The 22,032-nt window shown below is 71.7% G+C and carries 17 protein-coding genes; 13 read left to right on the top strand and 4 right to left on the bottom strand.

Translation table 11 applies throughout. The features are described 5' to 3' along the window. Positions 1–119 precede the first annotated feature (119 nt). On the top strand, positions 120–896 hold the full coding sequence (gene uppS / locus ACZ6CZ_RS07630) for a polyprenyl diphosphate synthase (protein WP_469016169.1): 777 nt from the start codon (positions 120–122) through the stop codon (positions 894–896). Further along, positions 890–2,392 (top strand): oxygenase MpaB family protein, encoded by a 1,503-nt coding sequence (locus ACZ6CZ_RS07625; protein ID WP_469016167.1) that lies wholly within the window; start codon positions 890–892, stop codon positions 2,390–2,392. Before uppS ends, ACZ6CZ_RS07625 begins: the two co-directional genes overlap by 7 nt. A gap of 84 nt (positions 2,393–2,476) precedes the next feature. Here the strand turns inward: ACZ6CZ_RS07625 and ACZ6CZ_RS07620 are convergent, their stop codons facing one another. Then, a complete protein-coding gene (locus tag ACZ6CZ_RS07620; RefSeq protein WP_469016165.1) occupies positions 2,477–4,522 on the bottom strand; it encodes a cell wall-binding repeat-containing protein in 2,046 nt (681 codons plus the stop codon). A gap of 312 nt (positions 4,523–4,834) precedes the next feature. On the opposite strand from ACZ6CZ_RS07620, the gene ACZ6CZ_RS07615 reads away from it, so the two are divergent. Beyond that, positions 4,835–5,641 (top strand): hypothetical protein, encoded by an 807-nt coding sequence (locus ACZ6CZ_RS07615; RefSeq protein WP_469016162.1) that lies wholly within the window; start codon positions 4,835–4,837, stop codon positions 5,639–5,641. A 1-nt stretch (position 5,642) separates the two neighbouring features. Here the strand turns inward: ACZ6CZ_RS07615 and ACZ6CZ_RS07610 are convergent, their stop codons facing one another. From ACZ6CZ_RS07610 to ACZ6CZ_RS07600, 3 genes are all read right to left on the bottom strand, one after another. Then, positions 5,643–6,734, bottom strand: a complete 1,092-nt coding sequence (locus ACZ6CZ_RS07610; protein WP_469016159.1) for a 2-oxoacid:ferredoxin oxidoreductase subunit beta — start codon at positions 6,732–6,734, stop codon at positions 5,643–5,645. Continuing rightward, complete coding sequence (locus ACZ6CZ_RS07605; protein ID WP_469016156.1) at positions 6,727–8,625, bottom strand: 2-oxoacid:acceptor oxidoreductase subunit alpha; 1,899 nt, start codon at positions 8,623–8,625, stop codon at positions 6,727–6,729. Before ACZ6CZ_RS07605 ends, ACZ6CZ_RS07610 begins: the two co-directional genes overlap by 8 nt. A gap of 532 nt (positions 8,626–9,157) precedes the next feature. Further along, the gene (locus ACZ6CZ_RS07600; protein WP_469016154.1) at positions 9,158–10,627 is read right to left on the bottom strand and encodes an MFS transporter; all 1,470 of its coding nucleotides are present in this window, start codon (positions 10,625–10,627) and stop codon (positions 9,158–9,160) included. Between the two features lie 559 nt (positions 10,628–11,186). Between ACZ6CZ_RS07600 and ACZ6CZ_RS07595 the strand changes: the two genes are divergently transcribed. The 10 genes from ACZ6CZ_RS07595 to ACZ6CZ_RS07550 all read left to right on the top strand — a co-directional run bounded on the left by ACZ6CZ_RS07595 (position 11,187) and on the right by ACZ6CZ_RS07550 (position 21,749). Beyond that, entirely contained in the window at positions 11,187–12,260 is a 1,074-nt protein-coding gene (locus tag ACZ6CZ_RS07595; protein WP_469016152.1) for a ketoacyl-ACP synthase III family protein, read from the top strand. Next, positions 12,257–13,249, top strand: a complete 993-nt coding sequence (locus tag ACZ6CZ_RS07590) for a 3-oxoacyl-ACP synthase III family protein (protein WP_469016149.1) — start codon at positions 12,257–12,259, stop codon at positions 13,247–13,249. The genes ACZ6CZ_RS07595 and ACZ6CZ_RS07590 overlap by 4 nt, the downstream gene beginning before the upstream one ends. 56 nt (positions 13,250–13,305) lie before the next feature. Continuing rightward, positions 13,306–14,193 (top strand): Phenylacetic acid catabolic protein, encoded by an 888-nt coding sequence (locus tag ACZ6CZ_RS07585; RefSeq protein WP_469016146.1) that lies wholly within the window; start codon positions 13,306–13,308, stop codon positions 14,191–14,193. After that, on the top strand, positions 14,193–15,266 hold the full coding sequence (locus tag ACZ6CZ_RS07580; protein WP_469016143.1) for a Phenylacetic acid catabolic protein: 1,074 nt from the start codon (positions 14,193–14,195) through the stop codon (positions 15,264–15,266). Before ACZ6CZ_RS07585 ends, ACZ6CZ_RS07580 begins: the two co-directional genes overlap by 1 nt. Continuing rightward, positions 15,263–15,751 carry a PaaD-like zinc ribbon domain-containing protein gene (locus tag ACZ6CZ_RS07575; protein ID WP_469016140.1) on the top strand — a complete coding sequence of 163 codons (489 nt, stop codon included), beginning with the start codon at positions 15,263–15,265 and terminating at the stop codon, positions 15,749–15,751. Before ACZ6CZ_RS07580 ends, ACZ6CZ_RS07575 begins: the two co-directional genes overlap by 4 nt. Then, complete coding sequence (locus ACZ6CZ_RS07570) at positions 15,751–16,491, top strand: SDR family NAD(P)-dependent oxidoreductase (protein WP_469016137.1); 741 nt, start codon at positions 15,751–15,753, stop codon at positions 16,489–16,491. Before ACZ6CZ_RS07575 ends, ACZ6CZ_RS07570 begins: the two co-directional genes overlap by 1 nt. A gap of 23 nt (positions 16,492–16,514) precedes the next feature. Beyond that, positions 16,515–17,288 carry an enoyl-CoA hydratase/isomerase family protein gene (locus tag ACZ6CZ_RS07565; protein WP_469016596.1) on the top strand — a complete coding sequence of 258 codons (774 nt, stop codon included), beginning with the start codon at positions 16,515–16,517 and terminating at the stop codon, positions 17,286–17,288. Between the two features lie 5 nt (positions 17,289–17,293). Continuing rightward, a complete protein-coding gene (locus ACZ6CZ_RS07560; protein ID WP_469016135.1) occupies positions 17,294–18,997 on the top strand; it encodes an AMP-binding protein in 1,704 nt (567 codons plus the stop codon). A gap of 134 nt (positions 18,998–19,131) precedes the next feature. Further along, a complete protein-coding gene (locus ACZ6CZ_RS07555) occupies positions 19,132–20,472 on the top strand; it encodes an MFS transporter (protein WP_469016132.1) in 1,341 nt (446 codons plus the stop codon). Between the two features lie 47 nt (positions 20,473–20,519). After that, on the top strand, positions 20,520–21,749 hold the full coding sequence (locus ACZ6CZ_RS07550; protein ID WP_469016130.1) for a cytochrome P450 family protein: 1,230 nt from the start codon (positions 20,520–20,522) through the stop codon (positions 21,747–21,749). The last annotated feature ends 283 nt before the right edge of the window (positions 21,750–22,032 follow it).

Raw genomic sequence — 22,032 nt, 5'->3', positions numbered from 1 at the left:
GTCAGGCTGCCGTTGGTGATGGTGAAACGGTGTCGGAGCCACGCCGACCGGGGCTCCTCCTCCGCGGGACGGCGTCGTTCCCGGGTGCTGAGGGGGCGGGCGTGACGGTGGAGCGGTCCATGGACGAAGGGCCCGTCTCCCCCCGCGCCGCTCCCGGCACGGCGCTGCCGGGGCTGGGCGTGGTGCCGCGGCACGTGGCGTGTGTGATGGACGGCAACGGCCGGTGGGCAGCGCAGCGGTCGCTTCCGCGCACGGCCGGTCACCGCGCCGCGGAGACGACGGTGATCGACGTGATCGAAGCAGCACGCGCCGCCGGCGTGGGCTGGCTGAGCCTGTACGCGTTCTCCACCGAGAACTGGCGCCGCCCGGACAGCGAGATCGAGTTCCTCATGCGTCTGGTGCGCCGGGTGGTGCGCAAGCACGCGCCCTTGCTCCACGCGCGGGGCATCCGCTGCCGCTTCCTCGGCATGACCGATCCCCGCATCCCGCCGGAGCTGGGCCGGGACATCGCCGACTTGACGACGCTGACCGGTGGCAACCGTCAGATGACACTGACCGTCGCCTTCGATCACGGCGGGCGCAGGGACATCGTCGAGGCCGCACGGTCACTGATCCGCAGTGGCGTGCGGGCCGAAGCCGTGACAGAGGAGAGCTTCGCCTCCCACCTGCCGTTTCCCGACACCCCGGACGTGGACCTGGTCATCCGCACCTCCGGCGAACAGCGCATCTCCAATTTCATGCTCTGGCAGGTCGCCTACGCCGAGTGGGTCTTCCCGCGCGTGCTGTGGCCCGACTTCCGCGCCCCGGACTTCCTCGAGTGCCTGCATGCCTACCGGCGGCGTGAGCGACGCTTCGGCGCCGTGCTGCCGAATCAGAACGGAGAACCCCGATGGTGAACCCCACGAACGGCCGCGGCTCCAGGACCACCGGTGCCGGCGCCACAGACCATGGCAGCGGACACGATGACCCTGAGGGAGAGCCGCTGTTCGGTCCCGGCTCACAGTTCCACGCGTTCTTCAACGACCCTCGCTGGGCCCTGGCCATGGTCCGGGCGACCGTGCTGGAGGCCGCGCACCCGCAGATCGGCGCCGCCCTGGTCGACAACTCCACCTTCGTCGCCCACCCCTGGCGTCGGCTGCGCAACACCTTCACGAGCATGCAGCGCATGTTCGGCGCCGACGAGCACACGCGGCAGCGGGAGGCGGCACGGCTCAACCGGCTGCACGCACGCCTGCGCGGCACCGGCGCGGACAGCCGTCCCTATGACGCGACGGACCCCGGTGTACGCGCCTGGGTGGTGGCGACCCTGTTCGAAAGCGCCGTCACCATGTGCCGCTTCAGCGGCCAGCCCCTCGAACAGAAGGCCATGGAGCGCCTGTACACCGAGTTCCAGGCGTTCCTGGCCGCGATGGGAGACGAAGCGGGCCATCTGCCACGGACCCTGGACGCGTTCTGGCCCTACTACGACCGGATGGTCAACGAGGAGCTGGAGAACACCGAGGCGATGCGGATCATCCTCTACCGGCTCTTCGACCACCTCCCCGCGCCGCCGGTGCTGACGGGCTTCCCCGCCCTGTGGGCGACCGGCCGGGCCGTCGCCGGACCTGTCATCGGAGCGATCACCGTGGCCTCGCTGCCGGAACCGTTCCGCCGCCGTGCCGGTCTGCCGGAGATCGCCGGCGTCGAGACGCTGATGCAGGGCGCCTACCTGGTGGCCGGTCTGACCCGGTTCCTGCCCGAGGGGTGGATCAGGGCCGAGAACATCGCCGAGATGCTGTCGCTCTCCCCCGACGGAGACGACCCCCGGGTGCGGACGATCTCCGCCCTGCGCGATCGGATGAAGCGGGCCGGTGCCCTCATCCGGCTCATCACCCCCCTGCCCTCCGAGCCCGAGCCCGACACGGGTGGCGGGGCACAGCGCGGCGCCCGCGAGTTCTTCGCCGAAGTCCTCGACCAGACCGGGGACGGGTATCTGTCCTGGCCCGACCTCGCGGCCATGGCCCGGGAGCTGTCCAGCCGTCTCGACCTGGACGAGCCGGAGGAGACCCGGCTCTACCACGCCTACGCCGACTGGTGGCGCGAACTCCAGGACACGCTCGACGCCGACGGCGACGGCCGTGTCAGCGCCGCCGAATACACGGCGGCGGTCCCCTCCATGGCCGGTCCCGCGCTGATCAGGGTCGCCGAGGTCCTCTTCGACGTCACCGACAAGGACGGCAACCAGTACATCGACGCCGACGAATACCGCGCCCTGTTCCGCACCGCCTTCCACCGCGACGCGCCCGGCGCCGCCGTCACCTACAGCCGTAGTGCCTTCATCGGCGACTTCCTGGCCTTCATGTCCGGACGCCGGCGCACCAGCCCGTACGACCCCCTCCTCGCCCAAGCGTGACCGTCCGGGCAGGGCACCGGCCGAATCCGGCGCCTTGGGCGCGGGGGCGCCGACCGTGCTGACCGACGCCCCCGCCCAGCCGCGTTACTGGTGCTGGACCGTCTTGAGCGAGTCCAGGTGGGGGTCCGCGCCGGTCGGGCCGGTGCGGGAGACCGTGGCGGGCCGGCCGCCGTTGGTGCGGGCCGAGTAGGTGCTCTGCCGGGAGGCCGCCGGGACGGCGCCGTCCGGGTACGGGTGGTACACGAACTGGCTCGCGCTCGCGCTGATCGCGGCGCCCGCGGTGTCCAGCGCGGCCTTGGCGACCGAACCGGTGCCGCCGAACGCGGTCACCGAGTTCGTGCCGGCCGACTCGCGCAGCAGGTAGCTCTTGACCTCGCTGGAGAGGCCGTCCTTGGCGGTCCACAGGACGGGGCCGAAGACGTTCATGGCCGCGCCGGCGGAGACCCCGCCGCGCCAGGAATCGGTGTAGGCGAGCGCCGCCGTGCTCGGCGCCGTCCACCAGAACTTGGCGACGGCGACCGAGGTGGCCTCGTTCGTCGAGCCCGTGATCGGGTAGTACGAGTACGTCGACGGCCACGTGGAGAAGGCCGTGTGCGTCAGCGCGTACTTCGCCGAGGAACCCACCGTGATGATCATGGTGTTCTTCGGGTTCAGGCTGTTCAGGTACGACTTCACCGACGACGTCAGCGAGTTGCCGTTGTTGAGCACGACGCTGCCCGCGCTGCTCGTGCCGTCGGCGCCGGCCGCGGAGGCTGCCGCGAGCGCCGAGTGGTAGTCGGTGCCGGTGGCCAGGAAGACGTACTTCGGGCTGCTCGTCACCGACTTGGCGACGGCGACCGAGGTCGCGTAGCGGTCGGTGCCGGACAGCCGCTTCGGCGTGAAGCCGAGCGACGTGACCTGCGAGGAGACCGTGCTGGTCAGGATGGACGTGCCCCCGACGAGGTAGACGTACGAGCCCGGCTTCAGGGTGCGCTTCAGCTCGTTCTTCACCGCGGTCGTCAGGCCGCTCTTGGTGGTGCCGAGGATCGGGCCGTGCTTCTTGCCGGCCAGGGCGGGCGCGGTGAGCGAGTACGCCGAGTCGTCGCGGTTGATGAGGACGGCCGCCTTGGCGTCCATCAGGCCCGGGACCTTGGTGCCGCCGTAGGTGTTCCACGTCCACCGGGAGGAGGCGATGTTGCTGGCGTAGACGTCGGAGCCCCAGACGCGGCCGGTGGCGTTCTTGCGCAGCGGCTGCCAGCTCGGGTTGGCGCCCTGCGGCGTGCCGGGGACGGCGGTCGTCGCGCCGGTGGCCACGTCGACGTACTCCGTGGTGTGCACGTCGGTGCTGTCACCTGAGGTGTGGACGTCGGCGATGATCCGGGTGCCGGTCGGCGACCAGGACGGGTTCGCGTAGCCGCGGCCGTCGGTGGTGATCTGCTTGACGCCGGTGCCGTCGGCGTTCGCGGTGAAGATCCGGCTGCGGCCGCCGTCGACGTTGCGGACGAAGGCGAGCTTGGTGCCGTCCGGGGAGAACGCGGGCTGCGCGGCGTCGGTGAGGACGCGCTTGACCGTGTGCGCGGACGAGTCGTAGACCCAGACGCCGTCGTTGTCGTAGCAGCCGTAGTTGACGCGGCGGGAGAAGGCCACCAGGCCGTTCGGGCTGACCGTCGGGTCCTCGTCGCAGACGGTGGACGGCTCCTGGGCGGCCGAGAGCAGGGGCTCGGGGGCCCAGGAGGCGTCGGAGGGGCCGTAGACGAGCTGGCCGCCGGTGGAGTAGACGACGTACCGGCCGCCCCACCAGAAGGCGATGTCCTTCTGCTCGGCGCTGGAGCGCACGCCCGTCGCCCAGGGCAGGCTGAAGCGCGAGCTGCCGTCGGGTCGTTCGCTGGCGAGCTGGCCCCATTCGGAGACGATCCGGCTGCCGTCCGGAGCCCAGGCCGCGTAGCTCCCCATGTGGGTGCCCACCTGGGTGGCGGTCCCGGTGGCCGGATCGACCAGCGTCGGGCCGTCGGTGAGGATCTTGCCCTCGGTGCCCGGCCAGGGCCCGGCGTCGTCCGCGGCGGCGCCCGGAGCGCTCGCCAGGGTGCCCACCGCGGCGAGCGCCGCCGCGGTCGCGAGCGCCGCGGCAGGGCGGCGCGTGAACAGTCTCAAGTTGTCGATCCCCCTTGGATCAGGAACACAGGCCCCGTACCGGGGCTGAGTAACTGTAGAGCCCACCGAGACACATGGGAACAGAGATTCGGGACCTGGAAGATCACGTCTCGTGGACGGCCGTCTGCATCAGGAGAGTTACGTCGTCACGTGGCTTGCCACTGCCTCAGTGCGTCCCTACAGTCCCTCTCAGGCAAGAAGTGGGAGCGCTCCCATGGCTACGGCGAGAAGCATGACGAGCCGACAGATCCAGACCCGCGTACTGCCCCTCTCGCCGCGTCCCGAACGGCACTGGAACTGGAGGCTGCACACATGAGGAGAACCACCCTGTTCGTCGCCCTCGGGGTACTGCTGACGGCGACGACCGCGGCGGCACCCGCGTCCTGGGGATCCGGTTCCGGACCGGACGCCCGTACCGGGCGCTCCGAAGCGCGCACCTGTGCCGGCCACGCCGTGATGTTCTGCGAGGACTTCTCCGCCCTGCCGCCGGGAGAAGCTCACGGCCGCGGCTGGACCACCGACGCCGCGAACGGCACGCTGACCGTCGCGCGGGATGCCACCCGCCACAGCAAGCACCTACGGATCCACACCGAGGGCAACGGCCGGGCCTTCTTGAGGATCAGCCACTTGAAGCCGCCCGGCAACAGCTTCTGGGGCCGGGTGCGTCTGCGTGTCGACGCCTTCCCGACGGCTCCCGACTGGGCGCACTGGACGATGGTCGAGGCCACTGGTGACGGACCGGGGTACGTGCGCCCCCTGGGCGGGCAGTACGTGCCGACGGCCGGGAAGAACCTGTGGGGCATCGGCTCCGACGGCGGCCCGACCGGCGACTGGACGGCCTGGCGCGAGTCGGCCCCGGCCCGTGCCGGCACCTGGCAGTGCGTGGAGTGGCGGATGGACGCCGCGGACAACGAGATCTCCCTCTGGATCGACGGTGAGGCCAAGCCGGAACTCACTGTCTCCACCGACCATCACGGCGGGAGCGACACCGACTTCGTCTTCCCGCGGTTCGACACGGTGAAGATCGGTTGGCAGTTGTACCAGGGCAGCCCGAGCCCGTCTTCTTACGACGTGCGGATGGACGACATCGCGCTGGACGGCGATCGGATCGGCTGCTGAATCAGACGCTGCCCGGAGTGGGCCGAACGGTCCAGGTGTCACCGCCGGCGAGGAGGGCGGCGAGGTCGCCCTTGCCCCGCTGCTCGACGGCGGTGTCGAGCTGGTCGGCCATCTCGGTGTCGTAGACCGGGCGGTCGACCGAGCGCAGCACGCCGATGGGGGTGTGGTGCAGGGTGTCCGGGTCCGCGAGGCGGGCCAGGGCGAAGGCCGTGGTCGGGGAGGTCGCACGGGCGTCGTGGACCAGGATCCGCGCCGCGTTCCGCGGCGTGACCTCGACGATCTCCAGGTCACCGGTGGCCGGGTTCCGGACGACGCCCCTGGCGCCCTTGCCGTCCGCGAGGGGTGCGCCGAAGCGGATCGGCTCGCCGTGCTCCAGGCGGATGAGGGCCTCTTGGGCTTGCTCCTTGTCCTTGAGGGCGTCGAAGGCGCCGTCGTTGAAGATGTTGCAGTTCTGGTAGATCTCGACCAGGGCGGTGCCGGGGTGGGCGGCTGCGGCGCGCAGGACCTCGGTGAGGTGTTTGCGGTCGGAGTCGATGGTGCGGGCCACGAAGGAGGCCTCGGCGCCGAGCGCGAGGGAGACGGGGTTGAAGGGGGCGTCCAGGGAGCCCATCGGCGTGGATTTGGTGATCTTGCCGAGTTCGGAGGTGGGGCTGTACTGGCCCTTGGTGAGGCCGTAGATGCGGTTGTTGAACAGCAGGATCTTGAGGTTGACGTTGCGGCGCAGGGCGTGGATGAGGTGGTTGCCGCCGATGGAGAGCGCGTCGCCGTCGCCGGTGACGACCCATACCGACAGGTCGCGGCGGGAGGTGGCCAGGCCGGTGGCGATGGCGGGGGCGCGGCCGTGGATGGAGTGCATCCCGTAGGTGTTCATGTAGTAGGGGAAGCGGGAGGAGCAGCCGATGCCGGAGACGAAGACGATGTTCTCCTTCGCCAGGCCCAGCTCCGGCATGAAGCCCTGGACCGCGGCCAGGATCGCGTAGTCACCGCAGCCCGGGCACCAGCGCACCTCCTGATCGGACTTGAAGTCCTTCATCGACTGCCGGGCCTCGGCCTTGGGGACCAGTTGCAGCAGCCCGTTCGTCACGTCAGTCATCGATGGCCTCCTTCAGCGCCGCGGCGAGCTGGTCCGCCTTGAACGGCATGCCGTTGACCTGGTTGTACGAGTGGACGTCCACCAGGTACTTCGCGCGGATGAGGGTGGCGAGCTGGCCGAGGTTCATCTCCGGGATCACCACCTTGTCGTACCGCTGGAGCACCTCCCCGAGGTTGCGGGGGAAGGGGTTGAGGTGGCGCAGGTGGGCCTGGGCGACGGGGACGCCGGCCGTGCGCAGGTGCCGTACCGCCGCGGTGATCGGGCCGTAGGTCGAGCCCCAGCCCAGGACCAGCGTGCTCGCCCGGTGCGGGTCGTCGACCTCCACGTCGGAGACGTCGATGCCGTCGATCTTCGCCTGCCGGGTGCGGACCATGAAGTCGTGGTTGGCGGGGTCGTAGGAGATGTTGCCCGTGCCGTCCTGCTTCTCGATGCCGCCGATCCGGTGCTCCAGCCCCGGCGTGCCCGGGACGGCCCACGGACGGGCGAGGGTGAGCGGGTCGCGCAGGTAGGGCCAGAAGACCTCGGTGCCGTCGTCGAGGGTGTGGTTGGGTCCGGTGGCGAACCGCACGGTGAGGTCGGGCAGTTCCGACTGCTCCGGGATGCGCCAGGGTTCGGAGCCGTTGGCGAGGTAGCCGTCGCTGAGCAGGAGGACCGGCGTGCGGTAGGTCAGCGCGATCCGGGCGGCGTCCAGCGCGGCGGTGAAGCAGTCCGACGGGGTGGCCGGGGCGATCACCGGCACCGGCGCCTCGCCGTTGCGGCCGAACATCGCCTGAAGCAGATCCGCCTGCTCGGTCTTGGTCGGCAGTCCGGTCGACGGACCGCCCCGCTGGATGTCGATGACCAGCAGCGGCAGCTCCAGCGAGACCGCCAAGCCGATGGTCTCCGACTTCAGCGCGATACCCGGACCCGAGGTCGTCGTCACCGCCAGTGAACCACCGAAGGCCGCGCCCAGCGCGGCTCCGATCCCGGCGATCTCGTCCTCGGCCTGGAAGGTCCGCACCCCGAAGTTCTTGTGCCGGCTCAGCTCGTGCAGGATGTCCGAGGCCGGCGTGATCGGGTACGACCCCAGATACAACGGCAGATCCGCCTGCCGCGACGCCGCCACCAGCCCGTAGGACAGCGCCAGGTTGCCGGAGATGGAGCGGTACGTACCCGGCGGGAACGCGTTCGCGGCCGGAACCACCTCGTAGGAGACCGCGAAGTCCTCCGTCGTCTCGCCGAAGTTCCAGCCCGCCCGCAACGCGGCGATGTTCGCCCCCGCGATGTCCGGCTGCTTGGCGAACTTGCCGCGCAGGAAGGCTTCCGTGCCCTCGGTGGGCCGGTGGTACATCCACGACAGCAGACCGAGCGCGAACATGTTCTTGGACCGGTCGGCCTCCTTGCGGGACAGTTCGAACCCCTTCAGCGCCTCCACCGTCAGCGTCCCCAGGGGTACCGGGTGCACGCTGTAACCCTCCAGGGAGCCGTCCTCGAGCGGGTTCGCCCGATATCCGGCCTTCGCCAGCGCGCGCTTGGTGAACTCGTCGGTGTTGACGATGATCTGCGCGCCGCGCGGCACATCCGGCACGTTCGCCTTTAAGGCGGCAGGGTTCATGGCGACCAGGACGTCCGGCGCGTCGCCCGGCGTGAGGATGTCGTGATCGGCGAAGTGCACCTGGAAGGAGGACACGCCTGGCAGCGTGCCTGCCGGCGCCCGGATCTCCGCGGGGAAGTTCGGCAGCGTGGACAGGTCGTTGCCGAAGGACGCGGTCTGCGAGGTGAACCGGTCGCCCGTCAGCTGCATGCCGTCCCCGGAGTCCCCCGCGAACCGGATGATCACCCGGTCCAGGCGGCGCACCTCCTTCGCGGAGGGCACCTCGGCCTCGGCGGACAGGCTGGTCTGGACAAGCATCGGGAAGCTCCTGTCGTTCGTGATCTCGCGGATCACGGCGCCGGAGAACGCCGTGCATGGCCGCATCCCCGCGGGGAGAGCGGATCGTGCCGCGCCCCTGGCCCAGGCGGCAGGGCGCATCGCTTTCGACGTCCTGGCCGTCGCTTGCCGCCGGGTGCCGGTGACCGGCCGGGCCGCGGCGGGCGCATGGGCCGCGACCCGCCCTGCCGCCCCGTACGGGACGTCCGTGCGCGGGAGACGTTCATGTCCTCAACTGCTGCGGGGCGAGCGGTGTGTTGCCGCGGGCCCGGACGGCAGCCGGGTCCGGGACGCCGTTACGGCGCCCTACCGGCGCCGTACCGGTGTGACGGCGGCCGCCGGCCTGCCGGCCGGGCGCCGCTCCCGGCGAGGACCCGGCGCGTGGCCGACAACGGGCTCGGACCTCGTGCACGGTCATCCGCGTCACGCGAACACCGTGGCGCCCCAGGTCCGGGCGCCCCTGCTGCTGGGCAGGGGAGCCCGGGTCCTCCGTGCTGCGTCCGCCGAGGCGGGGTCAGCCCGCCTGCGTGGCCGGATCGGCGACTTCCGCCGGCGACACCGAAGGCGTGGCGGGCGCGGGGGCCGGCCGGGGCTGCTTCTTCAGGCCGAGCCCGATCACGGCACCGCCGACCGTCGCCACGACGGCGACCCACCCTGCCGTTCGGAGCCCGCCGACCAGGGCCTCGGGTCCCGGGTGGGCACCGGCGTGGGAGTTCGCCACCGCGACCAGGGCGGCGAGGCCCAGGGCGCCGCCGATCTGACGGCACGTGGAGGCGAGTGCCGAGGCAACGCCCTGCTGGGCCGGTTCGACACCCGAGGACGCGATCGCGACGAAGAGCGACGGGAAGGCGAAGCCGCCACCGGCACCCCAGATCGCGACCCCCGGCAGCAGCGCCCAGTAGGAGCCGTGCGCGGACATGCCCGCGATGATCGCGGCGAGGCCGACGGCAGTACCGACCGTGCCGAGGAAGAGCGTCGTACGGACCCCGAGCACCCCCAGCACACGGGCGTTGAGCTTCATCGCCACCGCCATGCAGATGACGGTGGCCGGCAGGAACGCGATGCCCGCCGCGAGCGGGCTGTACTCGAGCGCCGTTTGCAGGTAGGTGGTGAGCAGGTAGTACGTGCCGCCCAGGGACGCCTGGAAGACGATCATCGCCAGCATGGCGACGGTCAGGCCCCGCAGGGCGAACAGCTTCAGCGGCACCAGCGGGTCGGCGGAGCGCTTCTCGATCAGCACGAAGACCGCCAGCAGCAGCGCGCCGGCCACCAGCGCACCGGCGCCCTCGAGTGATCCCCAGCCCTTGGCCGGACCGCTGACCAGGCCGAACACCAGCAGCGTCGAACCGATGGTGGCGACCGCGGCTCCCAGCGCGTCGAAACTGCGGCCGGTACCGAGCGGGCGGTCGGGCGGCAGGATCCTGGTCGCGGCGAACGCGGCGACCAGTGCGAGCGGCACGTTGACGAAGAAGACCCAGCTCCAGCCGAAGGCACTGGTCAGCACACCGCCGAGCAGCGAGCCCGCGGCGAGGCCCGCACTGCCCATGGCGCCCCACACGGACGTGGCCCGGTTGCGCTCGGGTCCCGGAGCGAAGGTGGTGAAGACCAGCATCAGTGTCGCCGGGGTCAGCAGTGCGCCGCCCACGCCCTGGGCGGCGCGAGCGGCCACCAGCAGCCCGGCGTTCGCCGCAAGGCCTCCGGTGAGGGAGGAGAGGGCGTAGATGACCAGACCGGTGACCAGCATGCGCCGCGGGCCGATCCGGTCGACCGCGCGACCTCCGAACAGCAGCAGTCCACCGAGCGCGACGGCGTACGCGCTGACGACCCATTGGAGGGACTGTGCGGAGAAGCCGAGCTGGCTGCCGATGTCCGGCAGCGCCACATAGACGATGTTGTAGTCGATGGTGACGATGAACTGGGTGAACGCCAGCAGGGCGAGTGTGTACCCGGCCCACCGTGGCGATCGGGACTCTGAGGTGGCCATGGTGTGGCTTCTTCCTTCGGGGTGAGCGGGGCGGTGGCCGCCCGAGGTGAATTCCACGCTCGAGAATAATCCCTTCGCGAAGGTATGTAAATGTGGAACCGGCAGCGGGATCGGTCAACCGCCGCGGCGTCGCGTGCAGTTGGCGCACCGTCACCTTTGGCCGGCGATCGCCGAACCGCCCCTCTCCCGCACCCTCGTGCAAGTGAGGACCGTCCTCACTTGCACAAGGGCCACCACCCGCTTGCGGCACCGCGGCGCGAAGGGCCGCAGGCAGTCCGGGCGGCGACCCCCCGTCCGGTACGGCCCGGTGGCCGTTCACGGACGCCGGGCCCCGGTCCAGTTACATACCTCTGCGAAGGTATGCGAGTCTGAGCGGGGAAGCCACTGGTGGCCCAGTGCGCCCGTGTCCGCTCCCGGTGACGGACCTGCGTACCGCACTGCGCCGGGTACGGCGTGCCCCTCTTCTCGGCCGGGCGAACTGCCGGGCATGCACCCGGCCCCCGCTCGTCGGCCGGTGACCCGCACCCCCTACGGATGCCGAGCTTTCGAAGGAGCCTGAATGAAATTCGGAAACGATCTGCGGATCAAGACCGTGACCGCGTGGTTCCCACCGGACCGCGAGACCATCGAGGACGCCGTGGCTGCGGGCAAGCTGACCGACTCGGACGCGGAGCGGCTCGGCGTCAGCCGGCTGCCGTTCTCCGCCACTCTGTCCGCTCCCGAGCTGGCGGCGGAGGCCGGCCGTGCCGCGATCAGCAGGGCGGGTTGGAGCCCGTCGGACATCGGCCTGGTCCTGCACACCTGGATCTACCACCAGGGCCATGACATGTGGTCGCCGCCGCACTACGTGGCGAACGCCGTCGGCGCCGGCCATGCCACGCCCTATGGCGTCCAACAGGGCTGTAACGCCGGCTCACTGGCCTTCCAGCTGGCCGCCATGCACCTCGACGCCGATGCCGGACTCAATGCCGTGCTCGTCACGACGGGCGACCGGTTCTGCCCTCCCGGTATGGACCGCTGGACCTCCGACTACGGGCTCGGCTTCGGCGACGCGGGAACCGCGGCCCTGGTGCACCGCGGCGACGCGGAACCCGACGACTACGCCCTGCTGTCCCTGGCCACCGCGACCGACGCGCAGTTCGAGTTGATGATGCGGCACGGCAACGACTTCAGCCCGGCTCCCATGTGGCACGACGGCTTCATCGATCTGCGTACTCCCAAGAAGTCCTATCTGGCGGCCTACGGCAGAACGACGTTCGAGACCATCGCCGGCCAGAACATCCGCAAGGTGATCGTGGACAGCCTGCACGACGCGGGGCTGGCACCCGACGACCCGCGGATCAAGTACATCGCGCTGCCGCGGCTCGGGGCCGGACTGCTGGACTCCATCTACGGCCCGGTGCTCGACGACCTGCTCAAGGCCGAGGCCCTGCGATTCGGCTCCGCCACCGGCCACCTCGGGTGCGGTGACTTCCTGGCGAACCTGGCCGACATGCGGGACCGGGTGCCGCTCGAGCCGGGTGACGTCGCCTTGGTGATCAGCGGCGGGGCGGCCTGGACCTGGGCCTGTGCCGTCGTCCAGGTACCGGACGGGACACCGCCCGCTCGGACTACGGCGGAGGACGCGCGATGAACTTCGGATTCCTCGGCCTGGGCGGCCACGTGCCGCCGCTGGTCATAGACAACGCGCAGGTCGCCGAGTGGACGGGCGCGGAGGAGAACTGGATCGTCGAGCGGACCGGCATCCTGGAGCGCAGGTACCGGGAGCCCGGCACCGTCACCTCCGACCTGGCGCTGCACGCCGCGCGCGAGGCGCTGGGCACGCTGCCGGAGGCGGTGGCCCGGCTGGGCGTGATGGTGGTGGCGACGTCGACGCCCGACCAGCCGCAGCCCTCGACCGGGGCGATCCTGCAGGACAAACTCGGTCTGTCCGACGTCCCGGCGTTCGACGTCAACGCGGTGTGCTCCGGCTTCCTCTACGCGCTGGCGGTCGCCGACTCGATGCTGTCGGCGCGGCTGGCCGGGGAGGGCGGCGACCACGCGCTGGTGGTCGGCGCCGACATGTACTCCTCGCTGATGAACCGCTCCGACCGACGCACCGTCAGCCTCTTCGGTGACGGGGCCGGCGCGGTGCTGCTCGGCCCGGTGCCCGACGGCTTCGGCGTGCTGGGCTGGCGACTGGTCACCCACGGCGAACACCGCGAGCTGGTCGAGGTGCCCGCCGGCGGCACCCGCACCCCGCTGGATGCCCGCAGCCGGGAGGCCGGCGAGCACCTGTTCCGCATGCGGGGCCGCGAGGTGCGTGACTACGCGCTCGGCGTGCTGCCCAAGGTCATCGGCGAGGCGCTCGACTCGGCCGGGATCGGGCTGGCGGACGTGGACCGCTTCATCCTGCACCAGGCCAACACCCGCCTGGTGGAGGCCTGTACACGCGAACTCGGCGTTGACCCCGGCCGGGTGCCGCTGACCGCGCCGCAGTTCGGCAACACCGCCACGGCCTCCATCCCGCTCACCCTGCGCGCGGAGAACGAACTCCGGCCGTTCAGGCGGGGCGAGCGCCTGGTGCTGGCCGGAGTGGGCGGCGGCATGACCGCCGGGGCCGTGGTCGTCCGCTGGTACTGAGCCCTTCCCCCACGACATCGCCGCACACCATGCAAGCGCTGCGAAAGGAGACAGATATGCCGGCAGTGACAGCGGCGGGACTCCGCTGCTACGAACTGTGGGACCCGATGCCCGACGAAGTGCGGGAGGGCGCCAGGCGGTTCGCCACCGTACAGGCACTCAACGAGCTGGTGGGCGTGCTGCCGTTCGCCGAATGGCTGGACCGCGCGCCCAGTTACACCCGGCGGCAGATGCTGATGGCCAAGGTCCAGGACGAGGTGGGCCACGGACACGTGGCCGCACGCGTCGCCGAGGACCTGGGCATGCCGCGCGAGCGGATCCTCCTGGACTACCTGGAGGGCCGCTCGAAGGTGCACAACATCTTCCACTACTCCTTCGCGTCCTGGGAGGAGTTCGGCCCCGGACTGCTCCTGATGAACTCGGCGGCGATCCTGCAGTTCCGGTCGCTGATGAAGGGCGTGTACCTGCCCTACGCCCGGGCACTGCGCAAGATCGAGCGCGAGGAGTCCTTCCACTACCAGCACGCCCTGGACCTGACCCACGAGGTACTGACGCACGGCGACACCGATCAGCGCCGCCGGGTGCAGGAGGGGTTCGAGACGTGGCTGCCGAGGGTGCTCGCCTACCTCGGTCCGCCGGACACCGACACCCTGCACGCCAACCGCATGCACCAGATCGGCCTGAAGCCCGACGGCAACGACGAGCTGCGCCAGGCCTGGCTGAACAGGATCATTCCGGTCTTCCAGAAGCTCGGCGTGCACGTGGACCCCGCGCTGGCCCGCCAGACGCCCTCGGGCGAGTGGGAGTTCGCCATGCCCGACTGGGCCGAGGTGAAGAAGGTCATCGCGGGCGGCGGCCCGGCGTCCCAGCGCCGGCTGGAGTGGGTGCGCGGCGCCCTGGACCGCAACACGCGGTACCGGCGCGCACTGCGGGGGGTGGCGTGATGCCGTACGTTCCCGTCGACGCCGATGTCTACGAGGTGTTCGCGCAGACCGGCAGCGGCTCGCCGCTCAACCACGTCGGCTCCATCGTCGCGCCGCGCCGGGAGGCGGCATGGCACCTGGCCAAGGAGGCCTACGGGCGCCGCGACGACCTCTTCCGGCTCTGGGTCGTACGGCGCACCGACCTGATCGTCTCCAGCGCCGAGGACCGCGACCTGCTCGCCGCCAAGACCCGGATGCCGCACCGCCAGCCCGGCTTCCCCACCACGCGCCGCCGGGACCGCTCCGCCGCTCCGGACACCGGCGCCGACCCACGGACCGCCGCCGCCCCGCAGCGGCACCCCGAGGGCAGCGTGTCCGAGCCCGCCGGCGAGGCGGGCGGGGCCGCGGACCAAGCGCTGAGCGCGCTGTGGGCGGCGCTCGCCGAGGACCTGTTCGTCCTGGGCAACCGACTGGGCGAGCGGATCGTCGACTACATCGACCTGGAGGAGTCCCTGGCGGTCGGCTCCATCGGCCAGGAGGCACTGGCGCACGCCGAGACGATCCTGTCGATGCACGGCTTCGACGAGGCCGCCGCCGACGCCCACTTCTTCGAACGGCCGCAGGATCAGTGGCAGGTGTCCGGTGTCGTCGGCCGGCTCGGCGACGACTGGCCGTCCACCGTGGTGTGCGGGCTGGTGATCGCCGCGGCCGTCACCGTGCTCGCCGAGGAGGGCGCCGCGGGTGAGCCCGCGACCGCGGCCATCCGCGACGAGCAACGAGTCCACCTGGACCACTGGCGGCGCTGGGCGCGGGCGCTGGCCACCTGGCCCGAGACGGCCGAGGAGTTCAGCCGTGCCTACGCCGAGGTGACGCTGCGGGCCGGCGACCTGTTCGGCGCCGGTCCGCAGGACGCCCTGACGGTCGCGCTGCACGCGCGTCTGGCCGCACTGATCAGCGACAACGGCGGGCCCGGAGCACGCCTGCCGCGGCTGCCGGTACCGCGCGCCGCGGGGAGGGGCGGCAGCGTCCTGGCCGACTGCCTCACGCGCGGCCGCCTCGTGCGCGACCACTACGCCCCGGAGGTGTTCCTGTGAGCCCCGACCCGCTCACCGGCGTGGTCGCCGACGTGCGCGATCCGGAGATCGACGTGGGCCTGGGTGACCTCGGAGTGGTCCGCTCGGTGTCCAGGACCGGCGACCGGATCGTCGTCCACCTCGCCCCCACCCGGCTCAGCTGTCCCGCCCGCGGCGAGATCGCCCGCCGGGTGCGGTCGGCGCTCACCGACGCCGCGCCCGGGCACGGGATCGACATCGTGTGGGAGCGCGGCGCATGGCAGCCCGCGGCAGTGACGACCGCCGGTCACGACGCGCTGCGCACCGCCGGCTACCGCGTGGCGGGCGACACACCCCGGTGCCCCTACTGCGGCGGCGAGGACGTCGTCCGGGCCGGCCGCTTCGGCGGCGCGGTGTGCAAGGTGCCCTACGACTGCCGCGGATGCGGCTCGCCCTTCGATGTGATCGGTACGGCCGGCTGCTCCGCCGTGCTCCCGGTCCCCGACGTCAGGCAAGGAGGATCATGATGAGGCTCGCCGGAAAGACAGCCGTGATCACCGGGGGCTCCCGGGGACTGGGCCGGGCCATCGCGGAACGCTACCTGCGGGAAGGCGCGCAGGTGGTGTGCGCGGCGCGCAACCCGTACGACATCAAGGAAGTCCTCGACCTCTCCCCCGACCGCGGCGCGTACATCCCGGTCGACGTCACCAGCGACGACTCGGTCACCGCGTTGATGGCCGAGACCGCCGAGCGCTTCGGCGGCGTGGACATCCTGGTGGCCAACGCCGGGGTGAGCCGGGACGGACGGGTGGACCGGCTGCCGGTCGCCGACTGGCAGGACATGGTGGCCACCAATCTGACCGGGGTGTACCTGTGCACCCGGGCGGCGGTCCCCTACCTGGAACGCAGCACGGCCCCCCGGATCGTCAACGTCTCCTCCAGCATGGCCACCCGGGTCGCCGTCGGGGCCGCCGGCTACTGCGCCACCAAGGCCGCGGTGGAGATGTTCACCCGGGTCAGCGCCATCGAGCTGGGCCCCCGCGGCATCCTGGTCAACTCCCTCGCCCCGGGCATCCTCGACGAGGGGATGGGCCAGCAGCTCACCGAGAACGACAAGATCTGGGCGCGTTACCGGACCCGGCTGGCACTCGGCCGGCCCGGCGGCGCCGACGAGGCCGCCGACGCGGCGGTGTTCCTGGCCGGTCCCGAATCGAGCTACGTCAACGGCCACGTCCTCGAGGTGAACGGAGGCCTGCTGTGGTCATGACGACCGTATCCACGACGGAGCGCCTGTCGGCGTGGCTGGACGTCGACGGCGCGGTGGGCGTCCTGCGCCTGGACCGGCCGCCGCTGAACGTGCTCGACCGTGCGGCGCAGTACGCCCTGCGCGCGGCGGCCGAGCGGGCCGCGGCCGACGAGCGGGTCCGGGCCGTGGTGCTGCACGGCGGGCCGGCGGCCTTCTCCGCGGGCGGCGACATCAAGGAGATGGCCGCGATGACGCACGCCGACATGGTGCGGCACGCGGCGGTGCTCCAAGGGGCCTTCGACGCGGTGGCCGACATCCCCAAGCCGGTGGTGGCCGCGATCAACGGGCCTGCTCTGGGCGGCGGTTGCGAGCTGGCCCTGACGGCCGACGCGCGCATCTGCGGCAGCGAGGCGCGTCTCGGGCTGCCCGAGGTCCTGCTCGGCGTCATCCCGGGGGCCGGCGGCACCCAGCGGCTGCCGCGGCTGATCGGCCCGGCCAGGGCCAAGGAACTGATCTTCACCGGACGCCAGGTCGGTGCGGAGGAGGCGCTGCGGCTCGGTCTGGTGGACCAGGTCGTGCCGACCCGCCAGGTGCTGGAGACGGCGCTGCGGTGGGCCCGGCGCTTCGAGAAGGGTCCCGCGCTGGCGCTGCACGCCGCGAAGACTGCCGTCGATCAGGGCCTGGCGACCGATCTGGCCGGCGGGCTGGCCATCGAACGGTCGGTGTTCTCCGCTCTGTTCGCCACCGAGGACCGACTGACCGGCATGCGGGGGTTCGCCGCCGAGGGACCCGGCCGCGCGACCTTCAAGGGGAGGTGACCGCCATGCACGCACCGACCGGCGCGTTCCAGCGGGCCCGCGACCATCTGCTGTCCTCCTACGGGGACCTGCCGCGCGCCCGTGCCTTCCCCCGGCCCGATCCGGGCGAGGCGTTCAGCTGGGTGGCGGACTGGTTCGACGCCATCTCCGACGGCAACGACGCCACCGCGCTGCGCGTGGTCGACCTGGACCGGCAGGGCGGCGTCCTCGCCGACACGGCGCTGAGCTTCGCCGAACTGGCGGAGCGGTCCCGGCGGGTCGCCGGGTGGCTGCGGTCGATCGGCGTCAGGCGCGGGGACCGCGTCCTGCTGATGCTCGGCAACCGGGTGGAACTGTGGGAGTGCGTGCTGGCCGCGTTCCGGCTGGGCGCCACCGTGATCCCCGCGGCGGTCCAGCTGACCGCCGAGGACCTGGCCGAACGGCTGGAGCGCGGCGCGGTGCGGCACGTCGTCGCGCAGGCCGACCTCACCCCCAGGCTCGACGGCCTGCGCGGCGGTTGGACGCGTGTCGCCGTCGGGGACCGGGTCGCGGGCTGGCAGGACTACGAGCGGGCCTACGCCGCCGCACCGCTGCGGGAGACGGTACGGACCAGTCCCGAGGAGCCGTCGCTCATCTACTTCACCTCGGGTACCACCGCCCGTCCCAAGATGGTCGGGCACACCGGGCTGAGCTATCCGGTCGGTCACCTGTCGACCATGTACTGGCTCGGTCTGCGCCCCGGTGACGTGCATCTGAACATCTCCTCGCCCGGATGGGCCAAGCACGCCTGGAGCTGCCTGTTCGCTCCCTGGAACGCCCAGGCGACGGTCCTGGTCGTGAACCAGCCGCGGTTCGCGGCGCGTCCGCTGCTGGAGACGATGTCGCGCTGCGCGGCGACCTCCTTCTGTGCTCCGCCCACCGTGTGGCGCAGTCTCATCCAGGAGGACCTCACCCAGTGGCCGATGTCGCTGCGCGAGGCGGTGGCCGCCGGGGAACCGCTCAACGCGGAGATAGTGCACCGCATCCGCGACGCCTGGGGCGTCACGGTACGGGACGGTTACGGGCAGACCGAGACGACCGCCCAGATCGGGACCCCGCCGGGGATGCCGGTCGTGGAGGGCGCGCTGGGCTGGGCCCTGCCGGGCTACGACGTGGCGCTGCTGGACCCGCTGACCGGCACCCCGGTTCACAGCGGCCCCGCCGAGGGCGAGATCTGTCTGCCGCTGGCCGGCCGGCCGCTCGGTCTGATGAGCGGATACCTCGGCGATCCCGAGGCGACCGCGCGGGCCCTGCACGGCGGCCTCTACCACACCGGCGACTTCGCCACCCGCGACGCAGACGGCCTCTTCCGCTACCAGGGACGCGGTGACGACGTCTTCAAGGCGTCCGACTACCGGATCTCCCCGTTCGAACTGGAGAGTGTGCTGCTGCGGCACGCGGCCGTCGCCGACGCCGCGGTGGTGCCCTCACCCGAGCCGCTGCGGCTGGCCGTGCCCAAGGCCTACGTCGCGCTCGCCGCCGACTACCGGCCGGAGGCCCGCACCGCCCAGCAGATCCTCGCGCACGCCCGCGAACACCTCGCTCCCTACAAGCGGATACGCCGGATCGAGTTCGCCGAACTGCCCAAGACCATCTCCGGCAAGACGCAGCGGGCCGAGCTGCGCAGGCGGGAGGAGCAGCGGCTCTCGCGCTCGGCGCAGGAGTGGTGGGAGGAGGACTTCCACATGTAGTGCCGTGGCGGGCGACGTTCGCCCGTCAAGGAGCGGCCGAGCGGGCTGCGCACGTCACCGGCGTGGCCCGCTCGGCCGTCCCCCTTCCCCCGCACCCTCACCGGCACCGTCGATCACCGAGCCTCGGAGAGACCATGGATCCCGTCCTCACATCCGCGGGGCAGCGCAGGAGAGCCGTACTGAGCAGCCTCATCGGCAACAGCATCGAGTTCTACGAGTTCCTCATCTACGGGTCGTTCTCGTCGCTGTACTTCGGCACGCTGTTCTTCCCCTCCTTCGCCCCCACCACCGCAACACTGCTGTCGCTGTCGACCTTCGCGGTCGCGTTCGTGGGCAGGCCCCTGGGCGCGGTCGTCTTCGGCCACTTCGGGGACCGGCTGGGCCGCAGGGCGACGCTGATCACCACGCTCACCGTGATGGGGGGCGCGACGGTCGCGATCGGCCTGCTTCCCACCTACCGGACGATGGGCGTCGCCGCCCCGATCCTGCTGACGGTCCTCCGGTTCGTCCAGGGGTGCTCACTCGGCGGCGAGTCCAGCGGCGGATTCCTGATGGCACTGGAGAACGCCCGGCCGAGCAGGCGCGGCTTCCTCACCGCCGTCGTCGGCACCGGCAACGCCTGGGGGCTGCTGCTGGCCAACGGCGTCCTGCTGCTCGTCACGCTGCTGCCGGAGCGGCAGGTGCTGGCGTGGGGATGGCGGCTGCCCTTCCTGTTCAGCGCGGTCCTCGTCGCCTTCGCGCTGCGCGTACGGCTGCGGCTCGCGGAGACCCCCGAGTTCGAGCGGGTCCGGTCCGAGGGCGCGGTGAGGAGCGTACCGGCGCTCGAGGTCGTGTCACGGCACGGTCTGCTCACCCTGTGCGCGTCCCTGTCGGCGGTCCCGATGTTCCTGGTGTTCTACCTCGGGTCGGTGTTCTCGCTGAAGTACGCGTCGACCGTCCACGTGGGCCGGTCGCAGATGCTGGCGCTGCTCGCCGGGTCGTGCGTCTTCCTGATCATCGCCATGCCGCTGTTCGGCCGGCTGGGTGACCGCCGGGGCCGCAAGGCGGTCTTCGTCGGCGGTCTCGTCGTCATGACGGTGGCTCCGTTCGCCTGGTTCCCGCTGCTCGGGACCAGGTCGTTGCCGCTGATGGCACTCGGCTTCCTGGCGCTGTTCACCGGATTCGCCGCGAACTACGGGGTCCAAGGGGCGTTCTACCCGCAGTTGTTCCCCACGGCGCTGCGGTACTCCGCGATGTCCATCAGCTACAACGTGGGCGGTCTGCTCGGCGGCGCCGTCAGTCCGCTCATCGCCACAGCCCTGCTCGGCACGTACCACAGCTGGACGCCCATCGCCCTGTTCATGGCGGCGGCCGGCGTCATCGGCCTGGCCGCGTCGCTGTTCCTGCGGGAGCGCCTCGCCGGCTCGCCGGTGCACCACGGCGCCGCCGCACCGACGGTGGCCGCGCCCGCCGACGTCGCCACCGTCCGGAGTTGAGAGCGACCGGCGCACGTTCCCTTTCCATCCCCAGTGAGGAAGTTCCCATGTCGTCCTTGTCCATCACCAGGTGTCCCGTTCTCGACCCCACCGGCCGGGCGATGCACGCCGAGGCCGCCTCCCTGCGCGAAGCGCCGGCCGTGCTGGTGGAGCTGCCCGGCCCCGTCCGCGCCTGGGCGGTCACCCGGCACAGCGTCATCCAGGCGCTGACCAACGACCCGCGCGTCTCGAGGGACATACGCCGGCACTGGCCCGACCTGGCCCACATGCCCGACGGCTGGCCGCTCGCCGCCCTCGCCCTGCAGCAGAGTTTCTTCAACTTCTACGGCGAGGAGCACCGCAAGGCCCGCCGCCGCGTCGCGCCCACGTTCTCACCGCGGCAGGTGGAACGCATGCGTCCGCAGGTCCGGGCGACCGCCGACCGGCTGATCGACGCGCTGGTCCAGCTGCCCCCGGGGACGGTCGTCGACATCCGCCAGGCCCTGGCTCTGCCGCTGACCATCACGGTCATCTCCGACCTGTTCGGCGTCCCCGGCCACCTGCGCACCGCGATCGGCACGGGGATCGACGCGGTGCTGAACTCCTCGCTCGGCCCCGAGGCGGCGTTGGCCGCCAGCGACAACCTCTACGAGCGCCTCGGCGAACTGCTGCGGTACAAGCGGGAGCACCCGGCCGCCGACCTGACCAGCGACCTGCTGCTTCCCTCCGATCCCGGTCAGGAGCCGATGTCGGAGGACGTACTGCTCGGCACGCTGTTCCTCATGATCGGCGCCGGTTACGAGACCACCGTCAACCTCATCACCAGCGCCGTCCACGCCGTGCTCGACAACCCCGGGACCCTCACCCGGATCGAGGAGGGGACCATCGGCTGGCAGGACGTCGTCGAGGAGACGCTTCGCCTCGAGGGCCCGATCATGCACATACCGATGCGCTGCGCCCTGGAGGACATCGACCTGGGCGAGGGCGTCGTCATCCGCAAGGGCGATGCGATCACCGTCGCCTTCGCCGCCGCCGGACGCGACCCCGAGCTGCACCCCGAGTGCCCGGAGCACTTCGACCCCGCGCGCCCCGGCAAGGAACACCTCGCATTCGGTCACGGACCGCACTTCTGCCTCGGCGCGCATCTCGCCCGCCTCGAAGCGGACGTCGCCCTGAGCACGCTGTTCAGCCGGCTGCCGGATCTCGCGCCGGCGCACCCCGGACAGCGGCCGGCGCGCGTGGAGTCGTTCATCATCAACGGCCCGCTCGGCCTGGAGGTCGTGCCCCGACCGGTGTGATCGTGCCCGCGCCGCCGGCGCCGCCCCCGAGGACCTGGGGGCGGCGCCGGCGGCGTGTCCTGTCCGTGTCCCGGCGCCGCTCCCCGGCGTCCGGGACGGCGACGGAGGCGTGTCCATGTCGTCGGCCGGTTCGCCCGGCCCGTTCCACCGCGGCGGCGTGACCGGGACGCGGACCAGGCAGCGGGGGGCAGGCGGGGGGGGCGGCGGGGGGCGGGGGCCGCGGGTGGTGGTGTTCTCAGGGTCCGTCACCCGAAGAAAAACAGGGGCACCGGTGGCCCTTGTC

This window comes from Streptomyces sp. NPDC041135 (assembly GCF_055592085.1).
This window is presented reverse-complemented; position numbering and strand designations above follow the sequence as displayed.

What these genes read in the sequence shown, in the direction of transcription:
- ACZ6CZ_RS07585 (WP_469016146.1), top strand. Translation starts at nt 13,306, where the DNA reads ATGCCGGCAGTGACAGCGGCGGGACTCCGCTGCTACGAACTGTGGGAC.
- ACZ6CZ_RS07610 (WP_469016159.1), bottom strand. Translation starts at nt 6,734, where the DNA reads ATGACTGACGTGACGAACGGGCTGCTGCAACTGGTCCCCAAGGCCGAG.
- ACZ6CZ_RS07605 (WP_469016156.1), bottom strand. Translation starts at nt 8,625, where the DNA reads ATGCTTGTCCAGACCAGCCTGTCCGCCGAGGCCGAGGTGCCCTCCGCG.
- ACZ6CZ_RS07615 (WP_469016162.1), top strand. Translation starts at nt 4,835, where the DNA reads ATGAGGAGAACCACCCTGTTCGTCGCCCTCGGGGTACTGCTGACGGCG.
- ACZ6CZ_RS07555 (WP_469016132.1), top strand. Translation starts at nt 19,132, where the DNA reads ATGGATCCCGTCCTCACATCCGCGGGGCAGCGCAGGAGAGCCGTACTG.
- ACZ6CZ_RS07595 (WP_469016152.1), top strand. Translation starts at nt 11,187, where the DNA reads ATGAAATTCGGAAACGATCTGCGGATCAAGACCGTGACCGCGTGGTTC.
- ACZ6CZ_RS07625 (WP_469016167.1), top strand. Translation starts at nt 890, where the DNA reads ATGGTGAACCCCACGAACGGCCGCGGCTCCAGGACCACCGGTGCCGGC.
- ACZ6CZ_RS07570 (WP_469016137.1), top strand. Translation starts at nt 15,751, where the DNA reads ATGAGGCTCGCCGGAAAGACAGCCGTGATCACCGGGGGCTCCCGGGGA.
- ACZ6CZ_RS07590 (WP_469016149.1), top strand. Translation starts at nt 12,257, where the DNA reads ATGAACTTCGGATTCCTCGGCCTGGGCGGCCACGTGCCGCCGCTGGTC.
- ACZ6CZ_RS07600 (WP_469016154.1), bottom strand. Translation starts at nt 10,627, where the DNA reads ATGGCCACCTCAGAGTCCCGATCGCCACGGTGGGCCGGGTACACACTC.
- ACZ6CZ_RS07550 (WP_469016130.1), top strand. Translation starts at nt 20,520, where the DNA reads ATGTCGTCCTTGTCCATCACCAGGTGTCCCGTTCTCGACCCCACCGGC.
- uppS (WP_469016169.1), top strand. Translation starts at nt 120, where the DNA reads ATGGACGAAGGGCCCGTCTCCCCCCGCGCCGCTCCCGGCACGGCGCTG.
- ACZ6CZ_RS07580 (WP_469016143.1), top strand. Translation starts at nt 14,193, where the DNA reads ATGCCGTACGTTCCCGTCGACGCCGATGTCTACGAGGTGTTCGCGCAG.
- ACZ6CZ_RS07560 (WP_469016135.1), top strand. Translation starts at nt 17,294, where the DNA reads ATGCACGCACCGACCGGCGCGTTCCAGCGGGCCCGCGACCATCTGCTG.